18 protein-coding genes and 1 tRNA gene are annotated in these 15,956 nt (G+C 43.0%); 9 read left to right on the forward strand and 10 right to left on the reverse strand.

Annotation, left to right across the window (positions count from 1 at the left end):
* Positions 1 to 292: hypothetical protein (locus tag LVQ96_02240; GenBank protein MCW6169970.1), on the forward strand; the 292-nt coding region annotated here is incomplete at its 5' end.
* A gap of 30 nt (positions 293 to 322) precedes the next feature.
* On the opposite strand, the gene LVQ96_02245 is transcribed toward LVQ96_02240, so the two are convergent.
* The gene (locus LVQ96_02245) at positions 323 to 718 is read right to left on the reverse strand and encodes a hypothetical protein (GenBank protein MCW6169971.1); all 396 of its coding nucleotides are present in this window, start codon (positions 716 to 718) and stop codon (positions 323 to 325) included.
* Between the two features lie 13 nt (positions 719 to 731).
* Entirely contained in the window at positions 732 to 2,015 is a 1,284-nt protein-coding gene (locus LVQ96_02250; GenBank protein MCW6169972.1) for an AAA family ATPase, read from the reverse strand.
* A gap of 327 nt (positions 2,016 to 2,342) precedes the next feature.
* Here LVQ96_02250 and LVQ96_02255 point away from each other — a divergent pair, with 327 nt between their 5' ends.
* Positions 2,343 to 2,519: a hypothetical protein gene (locus tag LVQ96_02255; protein MCW6169973.1), complete on the forward strand. Its 177-nt coding sequence runs from the start codon at positions 2,343 to 2,345 to the stop codon at positions 2,517 to 2,519.
* 221 nt (positions 2,520 to 2,740) lie between these two features.
* Here the strand turns inward: LVQ96_02255 and LVQ96_02260 are convergent.
* Positions 2,741 to 2,812: transfer RNA gene (locus LVQ96_02260), tRNA-Ala, on the reverse strand.
* A 163-nt stretch (positions 2,813 to 2,975) separates the two neighbouring features.
* On the opposite strand from LVQ96_02260, the gene LVQ96_02265 reads away from it, so the two are divergent.
* Complete coding sequence (locus tag LVQ96_02265; protein ID MCW6169974.1) at positions 2,976 to 4,550, forward strand: DEAD/DEAH box helicase family protein; 1,575 nt, start codon at positions 2,976 to 2,978, stop codon at positions 4,548 to 4,550.
* Between the two features lie 31 nt (positions 4,551 to 4,581).
* Here the strand turns inward: LVQ96_02265 and LVQ96_02270 are convergent, their stop codons facing one another.
* Positions 4,582 to 5,538 (reverse strand): replication factor C small subunit, encoded by a 957-nt coding sequence (locus LVQ96_02270; protein MCW6169975.1) that lies wholly within the window; start codon positions 5,536 to 5,538, stop codon positions 4,582 to 4,584.
* A 293-nt stretch (positions 5,539 to 5,831) separates the two neighbouring features.
* Here LVQ96_02270 and purN point away from each other — a divergent pair, with 293 nt between their 5' ends.
* Complete coding sequence (gene purN, locus LVQ96_02275) at positions 5,832 to 6,449, forward strand: phosphoribosylglycinamide formyltransferase (protein MCW6169976.1); 618 nt, start codon at positions 5,832 to 5,834, stop codon at positions 6,447 to 6,449.
* On the opposite strand, the gene LVQ96_02280 is transcribed toward purN, so the two are convergent.
* The 4 genes from LVQ96_02280 to LVQ96_02295 form a co-directional block, all read right to left on the reverse strand.
* Positions 6,436 to 7,458, reverse strand: coding sequence for a hypothetical protein (locus tag LVQ96_02280; protein MCW6169977.1), 1,023 nt, complete (start codon positions 7,456 to 7,458; stop codon positions 6,436 to 6,438). The genes purN and LVQ96_02280 overlap by 14 nt on opposite strands.
* A gap of 84 nt (positions 7,459 to 7,542) precedes the next feature.
* On the reverse strand, positions 7,543 to 7,950 hold the full coding sequence (locus LVQ96_02285) for a Zn-ribbon domain-containing OB-fold protein (GenBank protein MCW6169978.1): 408 nt from the start codon (positions 7,948 to 7,950) through the stop codon (positions 7,543 to 7,545).
* The gene (locus LVQ96_02290) at positions 7,950 to 9,122 is read right to left on the reverse strand and encodes a thiolase domain-containing protein (protein ID MCW6169979.1); all 1,173 of its coding nucleotides are present in this window, start codon (positions 9,120 to 9,122) and stop codon (positions 7,950 to 7,952) included. Before LVQ96_02290 ends, LVQ96_02285 begins: the two co-directional genes overlap by 1 nt.
* A complete protein-coding gene (locus LVQ96_02295) occupies positions 9,106 to 10,161 on the reverse strand; it encodes a hydroxymethylglutaryl-CoA synthase (protein MCW6169980.1) in 1,056 nt (351 codons plus the stop codon). Before LVQ96_02295 ends, LVQ96_02290 begins: the two co-directional genes overlap by 17 nt.
* Before the next feature lie 196 nt (positions 10,162 to 10,357).
* Here LVQ96_02295 and LVQ96_02300 point away from each other — a divergent pair, with 196 nt between their 5' ends.
* The gene (locus LVQ96_02300; GenBank protein ID MCW6169981.1) at positions 10,358 to 10,573 is read left to right on the forward strand and encodes a transcriptional regulator; all 216 of its coding nucleotides are present in this window, start codon (positions 10,358 to 10,360) and stop codon (positions 10,571 to 10,573) included.
* A 124-nt stretch (positions 10,574 to 10,697) separates the two neighbouring features.
* On the opposite strand, the gene LVQ96_02305 is transcribed toward LVQ96_02300, so the two are convergent.
* A complete protein-coding gene (locus tag LVQ96_02305) occupies positions 10,698 to 11,405 on the reverse strand; it encodes a glycerophosphodiester phosphodiesterase (GenBank protein ID MCW6169982.1) in 708 nt (235 codons plus the stop codon).
* Positions 11,406 to 11,657: 252 nt separating this feature from the next.
* On the opposite strand from LVQ96_02305, the gene LVQ96_02310 reads away from it, so the two are divergent.
* The 4 genes from LVQ96_02310 to LVQ96_02325 all read left to right on the forward strand — a co-directional run bounded on the left by LVQ96_02310 (position 11,658) and on the right by LVQ96_02325 (position 15,193).
* On the forward strand, positions 11,658 to 12,311 hold the full coding sequence (locus LVQ96_02310; protein MCW6169983.1) for a hypothetical protein: 654 nt from the start codon (positions 11,658 to 11,660) through the stop codon (positions 12,309 to 12,311).
* Positions 12,308 to 13,075, forward strand: coding sequence for a nucleotidyl transferase AbiEii/AbiGii toxin family protein (locus LVQ96_02315; protein MCW6169984.1), 768 nt, complete (start codon positions 12,308 to 12,310; stop codon positions 13,073 to 13,075). The genes LVQ96_02310 and LVQ96_02315 overlap by 4 nt, the downstream gene beginning before the upstream one ends.
* Before the next feature lie 283 nt (positions 13,076 to 13,358).
* The gene (locus LVQ96_02320; GenBank protein ID MCW6169985.1) at positions 13,359 to 14,522 is read left to right on the forward strand and encodes a DUF373 family protein; all 1,164 of its coding nucleotides are present in this window, start codon (positions 13,359 to 13,361) and stop codon (positions 14,520 to 14,522) included.
* Positions 14,519 to 15,193, forward strand: coding sequence for a DUF115 domain-containing protein (locus tag LVQ96_02325; GenBank protein MCW6169986.1), 675 nt, complete (start codon positions 14,519 to 14,521; stop codon positions 15,191 to 15,193). Before LVQ96_02320 ends, LVQ96_02325 begins: the two co-directional genes overlap by 4 nt.
* On the opposite strand, the gene LVQ96_02330 is transcribed toward LVQ96_02325, so the two are convergent.
* The gene (locus LVQ96_02330) at positions 15,180 to 15,833 is read right to left on the reverse strand and encodes a 2-phosphosulfolactate phosphatase (GenBank protein ID MCW6169987.1); all 654 of its coding nucleotides are present in this window, start codon (positions 15,831 to 15,833) and stop codon (positions 15,180 to 15,182) included. The two genes, LVQ96_02325 and LVQ96_02330, sit on opposite strands and share 14 nt — an antisense overlap.
* Positions 15,834 to 15,956: the final 123 nt, after the last annotated feature.

Raw genomic sequence — 15,956 nt, forward strand, 5'->3', positions numbered from 1 at the left:
CATCGTAATCAAGCACTCAAAAAGATTGAAATCGAAATACCTCAGCATTGTACGCAGGATCGGAAAGAAGAGGGCGATAGTTGCAATAGCCAGAATACTGCTTGAAATGATATACACAATGCTGAAGAAAGACGAGGATTTCGTTGACGAGATCGATGCCTTGACAGAGAGAAAGATGAATTCCATGCGCGTAAGGGCACAGAATCCCTCCCTGATAAAGAAACTCTATGAGGTGATGAACTTTATAAAGAAGAAAAGGATGAGAGGTTCGCCTAACGAACTTTTTTCATAGAAGCGAATACTCTCGATTTCATCTGAAAATTCAATAACCCTTTATTTTTTTGACTGCTTCTACTACTTTTTTTATCCTCTCCTCAGTTCTGCTGTCCTTGAATTCAATATGCGATATTTTTTTACTTTCCAATAATCGAGCCGCTTCATGTCTGAAAGAGTCACCAATAACACACTTTTTTATTTCCCAGCCATTTACATTGCGAATTACGCTTATACATTTTTCAATTTGAGTGATAGCTTTACTTGCAGCACTGCTGTCTACCCTTCCTTTGCATTCTATTATCCAGAGTCGTTTAATCTCGGAGGACTCTATTAGTATTACATCGCATCTGTTTTCACCGCTTCCTTTCGGTTTACACTCGGGTCTATCGTAAAGAAATGACACAATCCCGTTATTTGCATAGACATGACATTCATTCGACAATGAAATCACCATGTTATGTTTCTAAAAGGAGTTTGTTCATTACCCTCCCAATTGTTACTATTTCTTCGATTTCCCCCTTTTTATTAATGTTTAGGGGAGTGGTACGACCCTCGTTCAACAAATAAACTCTCAATATCTTGCTCTTATTATCTTTAGATAGATGTGCTAATCTCATCACAAAATAATCACTGTGTGTGCTAACAAGTATAGTTTTATTTCTTTCTTCAACAAGGTTCCAAAGGTATTCGGCAACCTCGACCTGTTTGTTGGCATGTAGATTTATTTCGGGCTCTTCGATTAGAAGAGCATTGTTAAGATCAGATTCTGCTAGAACAACCAGTGGGATCAGTTGTAAAGTTCCGGAAGATATTAGGTGTAAGGGTAAACTGTTTTCACCCAACCTGAAGTTAATGAAAAATGGTAAATTAAAATCCAGAGTTAAATTACCCATAATTAAATCAGAAGCGTTTCTAGAGATTTCTTTCTTACTTGTTGTTATGAACTGGATGGCACCTAGGTAATTTGACATAAATTCTATTAGCGATAGCTTACTTGCTTGATTTGGTTGGGCTTGAGGCAGAATCGGAAATAAGTTTTGTAGGCCCCTAGATTTCGCAAGGTCTTCTATAATGTTTGGCATGGTCACAAGAACAGATAGCCTTTCTGTGGGTATGAGAACACTTCGTAATTGCTGCGATTGGAATGAACTGCCGTATGAACCTCCGCCACTTCCCATGAAATTAACTGTGAATCCTTTTACGTAGTTTATTAGAAATTCACGATAAGGCAGGAATTCAATTGAGGGGCCCTTGTCATGTGAAATAGTAATGTTTATTTTCATTTGTTCAAAGTAGGCTGTTATTCTTGCTCGGTCTCTTCCGAATCGAATAAGATTTTTAGGATCTGTCTGAAAATATCGGAAGAGTTGGCCATAAACATTTCCTAAACCAATGTTCTGTTGATTTCCTATTTTGCCAAGATTCTCAATAACATAATCAACAACCTGATTGATGTCGTCTTCTGGATATTCTGACATGTTTATACTTATTGGATATCCTTTATTCTCCTTTTTAACCAATATCTCCTCTACGCCCCTGAAAACGATGTTTGAAATTGTAAACATGTATGTAGTGGAGGCAAAAGCCATCAGTCTGTCAACAAGATTTATTATGAATGTTTTTCCAGAGGAATTAGGACCTATTATAGCTGTGAAATCCCCTAGCTCTAGGTCTGCTCTTTCTATTGGGCCAAAGTCTTCGATAAGCAATCTGACTAATTTTCTATTTGTAGGTTTCATACTATTTCCTCCCTGCATTTTCATTATTGTCTAGTAAGATATAGCTAATAACTATTACTTTTTGTTCCCCCTGTAATGATAGGTGTTTGATTTCTCCTAAACATCGCATAAAAGTTAATTTTTACCTACCTTTTCTAAAAAGGTATGGTCGCAGTGCCGTGCAGTTATTGCTCCTTGAATAGTTGAAGAACAGCACGGTGCGAGGCCCCTCATATCCCCGTAATTCCGCACTGAGCGGAGGACACAGAGTAAATAGCGAAGTCGGGGTGAATTTGAGCCTGAGCATACCAAAAGGTATTAAAATCTGAAAGAATAAAGAGTCATATTATGACCAGAGAGAAACAGTCAAGGCTAGTAAGCATACCAAAGTCCGATCTGGATAGCCTTGAGGCTACAGTTGAGACTCTTGAGAATGAGTATGTAATGGATCAGCTTGAAAAAAGTGAGCAAGATATACAGAATGGAAAAGTCAGAAACGTTAGAGATTTCCTGAAAGAACTCTAATAATATTTCTTCGCTTCGTCTTTGTGAAGAATTGCTCTAAGAATCACTTACTTTTACTCCTAATTTATTTCATACCAAACTCTGAAAGAGCCGATTCTGAGCTGCCATAGTCGGTGGAGCTTGCATCTCAATGGCTTACCAAACTGCGGTTCCTGTTCCAGTCTCAGGGCAATGAGAATACAAGAATACAGAAGTAAAAAATATTCTATTAATAAATTAAATGGACCGGTCGGGATTTGAACCCGAGACCTCCTGCTTGCGAAGCAGGCGATCTACCGCTGATCTACCGGCCCGTTTATGGTTTCCTGTCAGGAATTATGTAGAACTACATTATTCTATTCCAAATTCTTGGGTTTCAAACGAGAGGAGAGCATTTAATTTTTGAATTTTTTGGCCTCACGCTTTAATTTGTTCCTAAGACAATTTCGTTTTAATATCCGTTTGCGATAAATCAGAATGAATTTGCTTCCCGGGGGGAACATAGAACCAAGGGAATACCAGATCAATCTCTTCAATTCTGCAAAAGAGCAGAACACGTTGATTGTTTTACCGACAGGTCTCGGAAAAACAGTAATTGCCGCAATGGTTGCAAATTACGTGATCAACGGAAAGGGGGAAAAGGTACTGTTCCTGGCTCCAACGAGACCACTTATACACCAGCATTTCGGAACGTTAAAAACACTTTTGGATCTGAAAGAAAACGAAATATCTGAATTCACAGGGGAAGTTGGGGACGAAGATCGCTCAGCATCATGGGTCACAAGCAAGTTGGTCGTTTCAACTCCTCAGGTTGCCCTAAACGATCTCAGGCATGGCCTTTACGATTTATCAAGGTTCGGTCTTATCGTCTTTGATGAGGCACACAGGACAACGGGAAATTACGCCTATGTTGAAATAGCAAAAAACTACCTGGAAGCCCGGAAAAAATTAATTCTGGCAATAACCGCAAGTCCGGGGTGGAACAAGGAGAAACTGAACGAAGTCATTTCTTTATTGGGAATAACAAACGTACAGATAAAGAACGAGAATGATCTGGATGTCAAAAAATATTTTGGCGGCATAAACATAGAAACCATAAGGCTGAAGAGATCTCAGGAGGAGATCGAGCTTTCAGGCATTATAAGAGAGATAAGCAACAAAATTTCCTCACGCTTAAAAGAGATGGGCATACTGAATTCAACGAAAGTCTCAAGAAGCGAACTGGCAAAACTTATTCCGATACTGGTGCAGAAGGCAAAGGATGGAGACAAATCTATATTCAGGATCATTCCGTATCTCACGGCTCTCATTCGCCTGGATTATCTTTCTGAATATCTCGAGACACAGGGTATAGAAATCGCTTATGATTACCTGAACGAGATGCTTGAAAGCGAAGAAAAGACCATCCAGAGGACAGTGTCAATTCTTTCCAAATTCGCAGAGTTTGCTGAGTTGAGAATCAGGATGAAGACCTTTATAGACGAACATCTGACGAATCCAAAAGTGTACATGACTCTCAGGCTGTGCGAAGATCAGATCCGGAAAAACCCGGGGTCCAGGATAATCATATTTACTCACTTCAGGAAAACATCTGATATCGTTGTGGAATATCTTACCAAAAACTCCAGGTTGATAAAACCAGTAAGATTCGTTGGCCAGTCATCAAGAACATCCGATCAGGGGATGTCGCAGAAGATTCAGGAAGAGATCATAGAGAAATTCAAGAGCGGAATATACAACGTCCTGGTGGCTACAAGTGTTGCCGAGGAGGGTCTGGACATACCATCAACAGATCTTGTGATATTCTATGAACCAGTGCCCTCTGAGATCAGGAGCATTCAGCGACGAGGAAGGACGGGAAGGACACATGCAGGATCTGTCAAGATCCTTCTCAATGAAGGGACCAGGGACATAGGATATTACATGTCCAGCCTTAAGAAGGAAACCAAGATGAACAGGAACATATCCAAAATGAATAACACGAAAGAGAACGAGGGAAAAGCGGAATCCAAAGAGAAGAGGATCGAAAAGAGTCTTGATGACTACTTCTAATGAAAATAAAAGATCAGTGCAGTTTAAAAATTCAACTGTATTCCTGGCCAATGTAAGTAAGTTTTGCAAGCAGAGCGTCAAGCTGGATCCTCTCGCTTGAACCCTCAACCAGCCGGAATTCGGCTTCTCCGAGTGCCATTATAACCTGCAGCTTCTGTTTCGCCTGTATTCTCTCATTCCTTATTGCGCTGTGCAGGCCACGGATTATGTCAAATCCGGATAATCCTCTGGACATCAGGAGCGAATCTATGCCATCTCTGGCGTCATCGAACTGCCCGGCAAGTGCCTTTGAGAGAATCGATTGAAAATCCTTCGGATTCGCTAGACCAGAAATCTCGTAAATATTCTTTGCAGATATCTCCCCAGAAGAGGCTGCTGTCTGCAGAATGTTTATGGCTCTCCTCATGTCTCCGTCCGAAAGATCGGCTATTGCATCCGCACTGTCTTCGGAAAGTGTAATCTTTTCCTTTTCGCATATGTATTTTAGCCTGCCCTTTATATCTTCATTTGATAGCGGCTTGAATCTCATTACAACAGTCCTTGACTGTATGGGCGGTATGATCTGAGTGGAGTAGTTGCACGACAGTATGAATCTGGTGGTGGATGAATACATCTCCATGGTCCGTCTCAAGGCTGCCTGAGCTTCCTGCGTCAACTGATCAGCCTCGTCCAGGAAAATGATCTTGAAACCAACGGGATTCGAGGATAGTAGCCTCGCAAAATTCTTCACGTTCTCCCTTATAACATCTATCCCCCTCTCGTTGGATGCGTTGAGTTCCATGAAATTTTGTTTCCAGTCCTCTCCAAAAAGCTCTATCGCTATGGCTATGGCTGTTGTCGTCTTTCCGGTACCGGCAGGGCCAGCAAATATCAGGTGCGGAAGCTCCTTGTGCGTGACAAACGATTTGAGCTTGGCTATTTCTTCCTTCTGTCCGACGATCTCGGATAGGCTTTTTGGCCTGTACCTTTCCGTCCAGATATCTATCATCTTAACTTTTCCTCTCTTGGCCAGGATTATTCTGTCTCACGCCCATTACTGTAAAGCGAAACAAGCTCGAGAGCCATGATCCCGATGTTCTCTCTTTGAACTGATACTTAGAATATATAAAAAGTTGAGTCCATCTCCTTCGTTCACTCAACGTTCACACTTATCTTTGGCAAATCCCCAGTCTAGGAATCGAGGCTGCTGCTCTTTTTCGTGACCTCACCTTCATTTTAGCATCCGTTTGATCTGCCTGCGAACATTTTATGACTGTGGATAAAATACGATGCGCGTAGATCATGAAAAAGATCCTTGTTATGGCATCCGGACACGGTACGAATTTTAGGGCGATCATTTACAGCATAAAAGAGCACAGACTCATGGCAGAAATAGCGATGCTGGTTACAGAAAATCCCGAATGCGGTGCGGTAGATATCGCTAAGCGGAACAACATAGAAACTAAGATCGTTCCGTTTGACAAAAACGATCGTGAAAGTTTTTTCCGTCAAGTCTACGGGATCATAGATCAGGTCAAGCCAGATCTTGTTGTCCTTGCAGGATTCATGAAGATACTTCCCAAGTGGATGGTCGACCGCCTTCCGGAGAAGATAATAAACCTTCACCCTGCCCTTCTTCCATGTTTCGGTGGCAAAGGATTCTACGGAAGCAGGGTGCACAAGGCAGTGCTTGAAAGCGGTGCTCGGATAACAGGATGTACAGTGCATTTCGTCACATCAGACGTGGACGGCGGTCCCATAATTGTACAGAAAGCCTTGACGGTGAAGGACGATGACACAGAGGAATCACTTGCCGATCGCCTCAGCACTCTCGAGCATGAATCGATTGTTGAGGCCATAGCCCTCATCCTCTCTGGAAAATACAGAATATCAGGGAAAAGAGTCATCAGGGGGAAATAGTGGCAGTCTTTCCAGTTCTGGATGATACTCTGTTTACAAGGAACAGGATAAGAAATACCGTGGCGATAATGCCGGAAAATATGAACCAGAACGAAGCGATGTCGATAAACGGACTTGTCCCGGGAGCTATATAGTTTAGCGTTAGAACGCCATTGTAGAACCAGTGCATGGGGATGTCCACAAATACCCCGAACTCTAGGTAGCCAAAGGCGAGAATGACGCCGATCAGGGCGGCCTGTAGGAATTTTCCCCAATCCCAGGCACCGAAGAGCACATGCGCATATCCGAAGGCAGCGCTAGTTATTATTATCAGGGAATATCCAACCCATCCAAGCTTGAGCCCGTACTTCCTGCGAACGTATCCCGGAGCTAAGAACGAAAGAAGAACATCCTTCTTGAACGGTCTGTAAAGGGAAACAAGAACCATGGCATAAATCCCGAGAGGAATGATTCTGAAGCCAAGCTCCTCCACGAATGGTGCGTATATGAGGCTGATGTAACTGAGGTATTTTTCAGAACTATTCACAACACTACCGCCGCCTATGGGTATACCGAAGTGTCTCTCGACGGCGATCACGACGAGGGAGAGGAAAAGGCCGAACGTTGTCATTGCTCCGTAAAACAACGCTGAGTTCCTGTCCAGAGCCCTATCCTGTTTCTTCAGGAACGATGTTACGAGAATGACCGCGAAGAACACTACGTAAAGGATCATCATTACCAGGGCAAGGTTGTAAACGGTGACTCCAGGCATCGGAACGTAAAGATGCGGTACCGTCATGCTCTGCCTGCCAACGAACAGCAGGAATATCCAGAAGTACGGTGCTATGTATTCCGAGAGGTAACGGCTAAACTCAACACTAAACAGTTGCAAGCTGGAAAATATGAGAAAGATAAAAACTATGGAAAAACTTGCCAGAAATACGTAGAAAAAGAACCTGGAGCTTAGTATTCTATCCAGATCCTTATTTGCTGAATTACCCTGATGGTTTGTTTTCTGGCTCGCTGACATCTCAATGGGCGATGACAAGATACTTATTTAAGCATTATTTAAAATCCGATCGCCTGGGTCACGGATTCTCCGTCGGTGGAAATATCATGCTCCATCAAGAACGAATTTGTATCCATATTCTATGATCCCGTAATCCCCCTCCTGGGAGACACGCCTGAATACAGATCGCACTCTCTTACCGATCTCAACCTCGCCAGGATCGCTGTCAACGATCTGCCCTGTGATCATCGGACCGTCATCGAGCTTTATTATTGCAAGCGTGTATGGCCTCTGCCTTGTGAATGCAGTTGGCGCATCATGCACAACGGTGAACGACACGATCTCTCCCTTTCCTGAGAGCTGTATTTCCTTCATCTTTCCGATAGATTCACGATGGCACTTCGGACAAATGTCTCTTGCAGGAAAATACACCCTTCCACAGTTTCCGCACTTCACGCCGAGAAGCCTGTATCTTTTTTCTGATTCTCTCCAGAACCTTGATAGCTCTCCCATCAGTCCACCCCCACTATGTGTACAACTGATGTGGAACCGGTTCCACCCATGCTGTGGAGCATAGCAGTCCTTGCATCCTTGACCTGTCGATCACCTGCTTTTCCCTTGAGCTGCATGAATGCCTCAAAGAATTGGCCAACCCCCGACGCACCGTACGGGTTGCCCTTGGCCTTGAGTCCTCCCGATGGGTTCATCGGGATTCTTCCATTGAGCTTTATCTCGCTTTCCACAAGATCCTTCGCCTTACCCTTTGGAGCAAATCCCAGATCCTCGAGTTCAAGAAGGCCGTATATGCTGTAAGAGTCATGAAGTTCGACAAAAGAAAGATCGTCATTCTTCATTTCTGCCTTTTCCAGCGCCTTTCTCGAGGCTATCTTTGCAGATTCAAGCGTGTACATGGATCTCCTGCTGTGCACGGCAAGATAATCCTGACCCTCCGCCGAACTTATGATCCTGATTCCTTCCAGCTTGTTCTTCTTCATGAATTCCTCAGACGCGAGCACTACTGCAGCGGCACCATCGCTTATCGGGCTGCAGTCCATCAGGTTGAGAGGCTCCGCCACCTGCGGGGATGCCATTGCCTGCTCCATCGTGATCTTGTTCCTGAAATGCGCGTCCGGATTCTTTGATCCGTTAAGGTGATCGTTTACCGATACGGCAGCTAAAGCTTCCTTTGGAACGTTGAAGTCACGCATGTACTTTCTGGCAACTATGGCAGCCATGGCAGCAGGGGTGGCGCCAAGAAATGCTTCCCATTCCCTGTCCAGTATCGAACTTGTAAGATCGAGAATCTCGGAGCCGAATATGTCAGTCATCTTTTCAACACCGCCAACCATGGCAACATCGTATTCTCCAGACTTTATCGCAAGGAAAGCTTCCCTGACCGCAGCTCCCCCAGAGGCTGTCGAGGCTTCAACCCTGATCGCTGGCATGTCATTTTCCGCCATGCCAGAGAAATCAGATATTAGGGCACCGATGTTCTCCTGGCTGTTTATTATGCCAGAGAGGCTGTTGCTCCCGTAAAGCACCTGGACGTCCTTGGAGTATATGCCAGCATTCTGGACGGCAAGGAGTCCTGCGCTGACGGCAAGTTCTCTGAGCGATTTGTCCCACAGTTCACCGAATTTTGTTTCACCTGCACCTATTATATAGACATTACTCAATTCCTTCACCCACTATGATCTTCTTCTTGAATTTTGCATAGAGCGCATAATCTACCCATCTCACATTGGAAAGCATCTGCTTAATTGTTGGAGCTGCATTCCTGTCCATCTTTTCTATTTCCTCTGTTACCGTAATGTCGAACGCATCTGATCCTGCACCCGATCCAAAGGATACAGCCAGGATCCGGTCTCCGGGTTTTGCAACATCCAGTATTGAGGATAGGCCAGTCATCATCGAAGCGGAATACGTGTTTCCTATAACAGGGGTCAGAAGGCCCTGTTTTACCTGTTCGTCCGTGAAATTGAGAATCTTTCCCGCGCGTGTCGGGAATTTTCCGTTGGGCTGGTGGAATACGGCGAAGTTATAGTCCTTCGGCGTTGTGCCCATCCGCTCCATCATCATCTTCGCGGCCGAAATGACATGCCTGAAATAGGCGGGTTCACCAGTGAACCTCTCACCGTGTGTTGGGTAAGGTTCTCCTTCCCTTCTCCAGAAATCCGGAGTATCTGAGGTTACAGACAATGTATCGTTAATCTCAGCTATGACATCCTTCTTTCCCAGCACGAAAGCTGTTCCTCCGGCCGAGGCAGTATATTCGAGAACGTCTCCCGGAGCCCCCTGTGATGTATCTGCACCTATTGCCAAACCGTATTCTATATTCCCTGCATCAACCATTGCTTTCACGTTCTGCATCGCCGCTGTTCCTGCTTTGCACGCAAACTCGTAATCTGCAGAGAACAGCGAAAAATCCGTTCCAATGGCCGACGCCACTATGGTCGCAGAAGGCTTAACAGCATATGGATGTGATTCGGAGCCTATGAACAGGGCACCTATCCTTTTCGGGTCGATGGCTTTTCTCTTGAGTGCGTTCCTCGCTGCTTCGACCGAGATCGTTACCGTATCCTCGTCCGGGGCCGGAACAGACTTGCTTAAAACATAAATACCGTTCTTGATCGAATCGGCATCCTCCCCCCAGACCCTTGCAATTTCCTCTGGCTTTATCCTGAATATCGGGACATATGAGCCATACGTTACAATTCCAGACATAATATAACCTGTACTTTAAGAGATTAGTTGTATTAAAAACTCACGAAATCAAAGACGGCAGTTGACGTATTTTTATCGAGCGGAATCTGAAAAATTAGCCATTATGGTCTTCCGGTACTTTGAATCCGGTAAAAACAGCGCACCTCAGAATAGTATATATATTGTTTATTAATTTCCTTCTATAAAAGGTGTAGGAATGGTTGATTTAACTCCTAACGAAAAAAAGGTTTACGATGCGATTAAGAAGCTCGGTGCGACTTCTGAGGACAAGCTGAAATCCGCAGACGATATCATGAAGGCATCAGGTCTTGGAAAAGCCATAGTCACAGCGGCACTGCAGACTCTTGCGAGCAAAGGATACGTTAAGAGAGTAGCAAGATCCAAAAGCGCCGGTTATTTTGCTACAAAGTGAATGCTTTTTCATTCCTTCAATTTGGAAAGAAGCGTGTGTTCAAGGGCGTATGCTTTAACTTCTTGGCGGGTCAATAATTTTCTTCTAATATCTCATGAGACTGTACTTGTTCGGTCTCAGGAAGTTACTTTTTTAGGAACTTATCAGGATTGTCCGTAACGATTCCGTAAAGCTCCACATTGATTGCTGATATTTCCGATGGATCGTTTACCGTCCATGGAGATATTTTGGTTCCATGAATATCATGCATCTTATGGCCTTTCAGGAGAGTGTATTCTGGAAGGAGATGGTCGATATGCTGCCTGTCGATAAACTCCTGCAGATCGCCGATAGAAAAATAGTTTAGTGAATCCGAAGAAACATCAAGGCCAATCTCGATCTTGCTTGACAGTTCCCTGATCCTTTCTATAGAAAGTGGGTTAAAGGATATGATTTTTGCAGTGTCTGAAGCTCCGTGATCATTTACCAGTTCCAGTACCCTTGCGGGAAGATCAGGGTAGCATGGCGTCCCATTGTCCCTAACGGTCTTTAGCTCAATAAAAATCTGCTTTTCTCCAAGTTCCGACAGGACTTCATCCAGGGTTGGCACCGCTATGTCTGTTCCTGGGAAGCGGTATCGTTTAATCGTGTCGAGATCGAGATCATTTATTTCAGCATCCACGCCAAGCAATCGTTTTAGATTGAAGTCATGAAAGACGACGATTTTTTTGTCCTTTGTAAAATGAACATCAAGTTCCACAGCGTCCGACCCTATCCTGAAGGCATCTACGAACGCCGGGATCGTATTTTCCGGATAATTTTTCCTGAATCCTCTGTGTGCTATAATTTTCACGTCCCACTGATTGGGAGAATTTATTAAAATTATACTGTGTTGTTGGGTTTCCATTAAATCTGGAACAAAGAGTCATGTATTATCATCTATATTCTACGGACTTAGCAGTCCATGGTTCTTTTTCAGAGATTATATATTAAATTGCATTATAATGGACAAAATTGTCCATATTAATGGATAAAAATATATTCGATTAAAGACTATCAGATCGTGAACATTTATAGTATATTGGAAAACCTGAGGAAATCCGGCATGGCAGTATTTAATTCACTAGAGTTTCAAAGGTTTGCGGGCATATCTCAAGATTCGGTTCCGAAATATATTATGCGTATGAAGGAGAGAGGTTTGCTACTCGGTGTGGAAAAAGGAAAAATATCCATAACCGAAGATCCTTTTATAGTGGCATCCCAGATAGCATACCCTTCATATATATCATTCACAACCGGCCTCTATTTGAATAATTTGATGGAGCAGACTGTTGACAAAATATTTGTTGCAACGCCTGTTAGGAGGAACAAATTGGCGTTCAATGGGATGGACATAATTTTTGTTCACTTTAACCCATCTATGATGTTTGGGTACCAAAAACATAGACAGGAAAATTCATACATTGTGTTCGGGGAACCAGAAAAAATAATACTGGATATGCTTTACAAACCATGGATTGCTAATCTGTCGTACGTCCTGGATATCATGAAACAGATTGATGTTAAAAAATTATTAGGTTTTGTCTCCTCGGTAAAGGAAGAATCGGTAAAAAGACGGCTATTTTATTTACTGGATTACAGTGGTATAAGTGTAGATGCAAGCGATTTTAAAGTTATATACACACTGAATCCCCATAATAAGTTCAGGGGGAAGTATGTCAGCAAATGGAAAATATACGACAATGAGGTGAACTTTTGATTGACAGGAGCGATATTTTAAGTCTGAGCAAATTGAACTCGTTGAAGCCATTTCAGCAGGAAAAAAATTACATACAGACGTTGATGTTGCGTTCTATTTACCGAAGTGCAAACAGCTTCATTTTTAAGGGTGGTACGGCGCTATTTTTTTTCTACAGGTTACCTAGATTTTCTGAGGATCTGGATTTCAATGACCTGTATGGGACAGACGAACAGAGAATAATTGAAACCTTGCACAGGGACCTACTGTTAGTCGGCATCGAAAATAGGTTTAAGATCACTTCCTCAAACGAAGCCTCAGCAACATACCAGTTCTCGGTCAAAGGTCCTTTGTATACATCCGAAGTTTCGGGCTTGACAGTAAAGGTAGACATTAGCAAGCGCGAAAAAACACTGAGGAAACCAAAGGTAATGCAGATCGATTCCCAGTACAGGGATGTACTCCCGTTTAGCGCAATTGTCATGGATATTAGTGAGATTAAGGCAGAAAAGGTTAGAGCAGTAATTACGCGGGACAAGGCGCGCGACGTTTATGATATTTTTTTCCTCATGAGAAATTTTGGAGATACGATTGACAAGGACCTCGTGAATCTAAAGCTTGGATATTATGGAAGAAAATTTTCAATTGAGGAGTTTGCTGAATCTTTGAACAGGAAGAAATCAAAATGGATCAGTGAGCTGAGTTCGATCGTAATAGGAGAGATACCAGATGTGAACGACGTAGTATCCTCAATTATGGTATCGGCGGAAAAGCACCTTGTTTGAACCAGGGCAAGGTTTAGCAGTGAATCTGGCTGTAATTAATGTTAGAACAAATTTTGAGACTGTTAAATCCTGAAAATAGAATCTAAGCCATAGGAAAAAAGGGAATGTCGATCAGTCCGGAAATGGGAGTAACTACGAGTGTGAGAGGAAAATAAACGAGATACTATAGAAAAATGTGTCTGAAATGAACTCATCCCTACTTGATATACAAATTGGATATCTTTATATTGTAGGACTCCATAAATAGATTTGTTCACAGAACCATAATTGGGTAGAAAGCAACATGACGACATTAATCCTTAACGTTGACCGCGATAACGACTTCGGAGAGAAAGCGAATTTCAATGGGCCAGTCGTAGGATTGGAAAATTGCCACATTGCCGCCGAAAAACTCATGGAAGTGGACCCTGAAGATTCTGACGCAAATGCTTTGTTTGGCGCAATTAAGCACTATCGCGATCTCAAGAAAGAAGACGAGGATGTGGAGATAGCACTCGTTACAGGGGATAAAAATGTCGGTGAGGTTTCCGACAGAAAACTTGGGAAGCAGCTTGAACAGCTTCTCTCGGGCAATAAGTACAGCGGAGTCATCCTTGTAACAGATGGAGCGGAGGATGACTACATCGTTCCTCTGATAGTCTCATTCAAGAAGATAGAGTACGTCAAACATATAATCGTGAGGCACAACCAGAACATTGAATCACTATATTATTACATTGTCAGGGCTATACAGGATAAGAGGCTTGTAAACAAGTTCATAATCCCGATAGGCCTTATTCTGCTGGCGTATGGTGTCGTGTCGGTTGTTCTCCTGAGCTATAACTGGGTGACAGCAAAGATAACATACCTTGATCCGAGCATTGCCGCGTTGACCGTTGTTACGATAGTCATTGGTGCGTATCTGCTCGAGAAGGGCTTTGAGATCGGAAAATCTACGCAGCAGATGGTTGGGAGGATGTGGGATTACGCATCTGAAACCAGGATACTATTTCTTTCTTATATAATTGCCATTGGCTTAATATTCGTTGGAATAGCATACAGTTACGCATCTGCAAGGGCCATAGTCAATTCTCCGTTTAACAGCGTCCTTGTTTTTCTTAGCGTTTTTACATGGTGGGTCCTTGCCTCCATTTTTGTAAGGGAAGTGGGCCTTTCCCTTGAACTTTACACAAACGGGGAACATGGCGGTGTGTCCAAATCCTTATTCGGAGTGACATTCTCTGCTTCCATAGCATTCATAGTTTACGGAATAATAAGTTATATCCGGTTCCTTCTTCTGTTCACATCTTTTACCACAGGGATACTCAGTGTCTTCTATATTGTCCTTGGAGTAATAATAGCCATCCTCTCTGCACTTGTGCACAGGTACTTCAACGAGAAGGGTGTCTCTTCCAGCAATGTCAAAGTGGAAAGCAACACCCCAGATGGGCCTGCAGATAACAAATGAACTTGAATGAATGGAATGCTGTTTATGATCGTATATCTCGCGATCTTGGTTTTTCAAAGGAGTTGGATTTCAAAAGTTCCAGGATACTCTCCTCGATTCTTGGGTCATCTTCAGGCCTTGCCATTACGGAAAAATTTCGTGGAAAGAATGCTTACGTTGTTGGGAATGCGCCGGATCTGAAAAATTATCTTGAAAAGAGGACCGGGGAAGTATCAATAGTTGCGGACTCTGCGATAGATACCTATCTTGAACTTGTTGGCATGCCGGATATAATAGTTACGGATCTTGACGGTGACATTCCTGCCATGCTCAAATGCAATGAATCAGGGACACTATGTTTGATACATGCCCATGGAGACAATATTGGTTTGATAGAAGAGTGGTCCAGGAAATTCACAGGGCCAAGGATTGGAACGACACAGAACCAGCCACTTGATAATATATTCAATTTCTTCGGGTTCACGGATGGAGACAGGGCAGCTTTTTTCGCAAATTATCTTAATTCCAGGGAGATTCGCCTTGTAGGATTCGACTTCAAGAATCCTTCGTACAAAAGTGGCGGAAATAGAGAACGAAAACTAAAGAAGCTTACGTGGGCTAAGTTCCTCCTGGACTTGCTTTCTAAGGAGAGGGGAACGGAGTTAATTGAGGGCGGCGTTATTCTTCTTTAATAATTTCGGATCCATTGAAAACTACCGGAAATTTTGCTATGTCAAGCTTCAGGGAAGCTTCCACATCGCCTGATGATCCGATAAGCCTGAGCCTTCTTGCTCCATTTGAATTTCTGATCTTTTCCGCGTAATCTTCAAAATCTGGATTCTCGTTCAACAGGAGTTTCTGCAAATAGCTTGAGAAAATATAGTCCTCATCGGCAGAGCCATCCGGTCTCCCAGACATGACTATCTCCACGGTCTTCTCATTCATGAGGGAAATTTGTGTGGCTTCTGCGTTCAGGAACGATGAGATGTAAACCTTGTCGTTTCCATATATCTTTTTCAGGACCAGTGTTCCGTTTGTTGACGTAAAAATAACAGTTTTTCCATAAAAATTAATCTTTGACAGAATTGATGGCGAGTTATTGAAATCGAAGCCAGGAACCTTGAATCCGAAACGTTCGCCAATAAGCACGTAGGATGGATTTTTTGATTTCATCCTCTTTGCGTCGCCTACACTGTACATCGGTATTATCTTCTCGGCACCTTTCAGAAGGATCATCGGGATGGAACTGGTTGATCGAAATATGTCTACCAGGACTTTTGTCGAATCACTGAACTTTCCAGTTTTTCTTCCCTCGGTTATTAGGACTTCCAACGAAACGGATATATATGGATCATTAAAGAACTATTCAGGTCATAATTTTTGAAAATGAAAAAAATAATGAACGATCAAAAACATTAATGAGGGTAAAATGGATATGGCGAAAATAAAGAGGTA

The organism is Thermoplasmatales archaeon, from assembly GCA_026127925.1.
Lineage (GTDB): Archaea > Thermoplasmatota > Thermoplasmata > Thermoplasmatales > Thermoplasmataceae > JAKAYB01.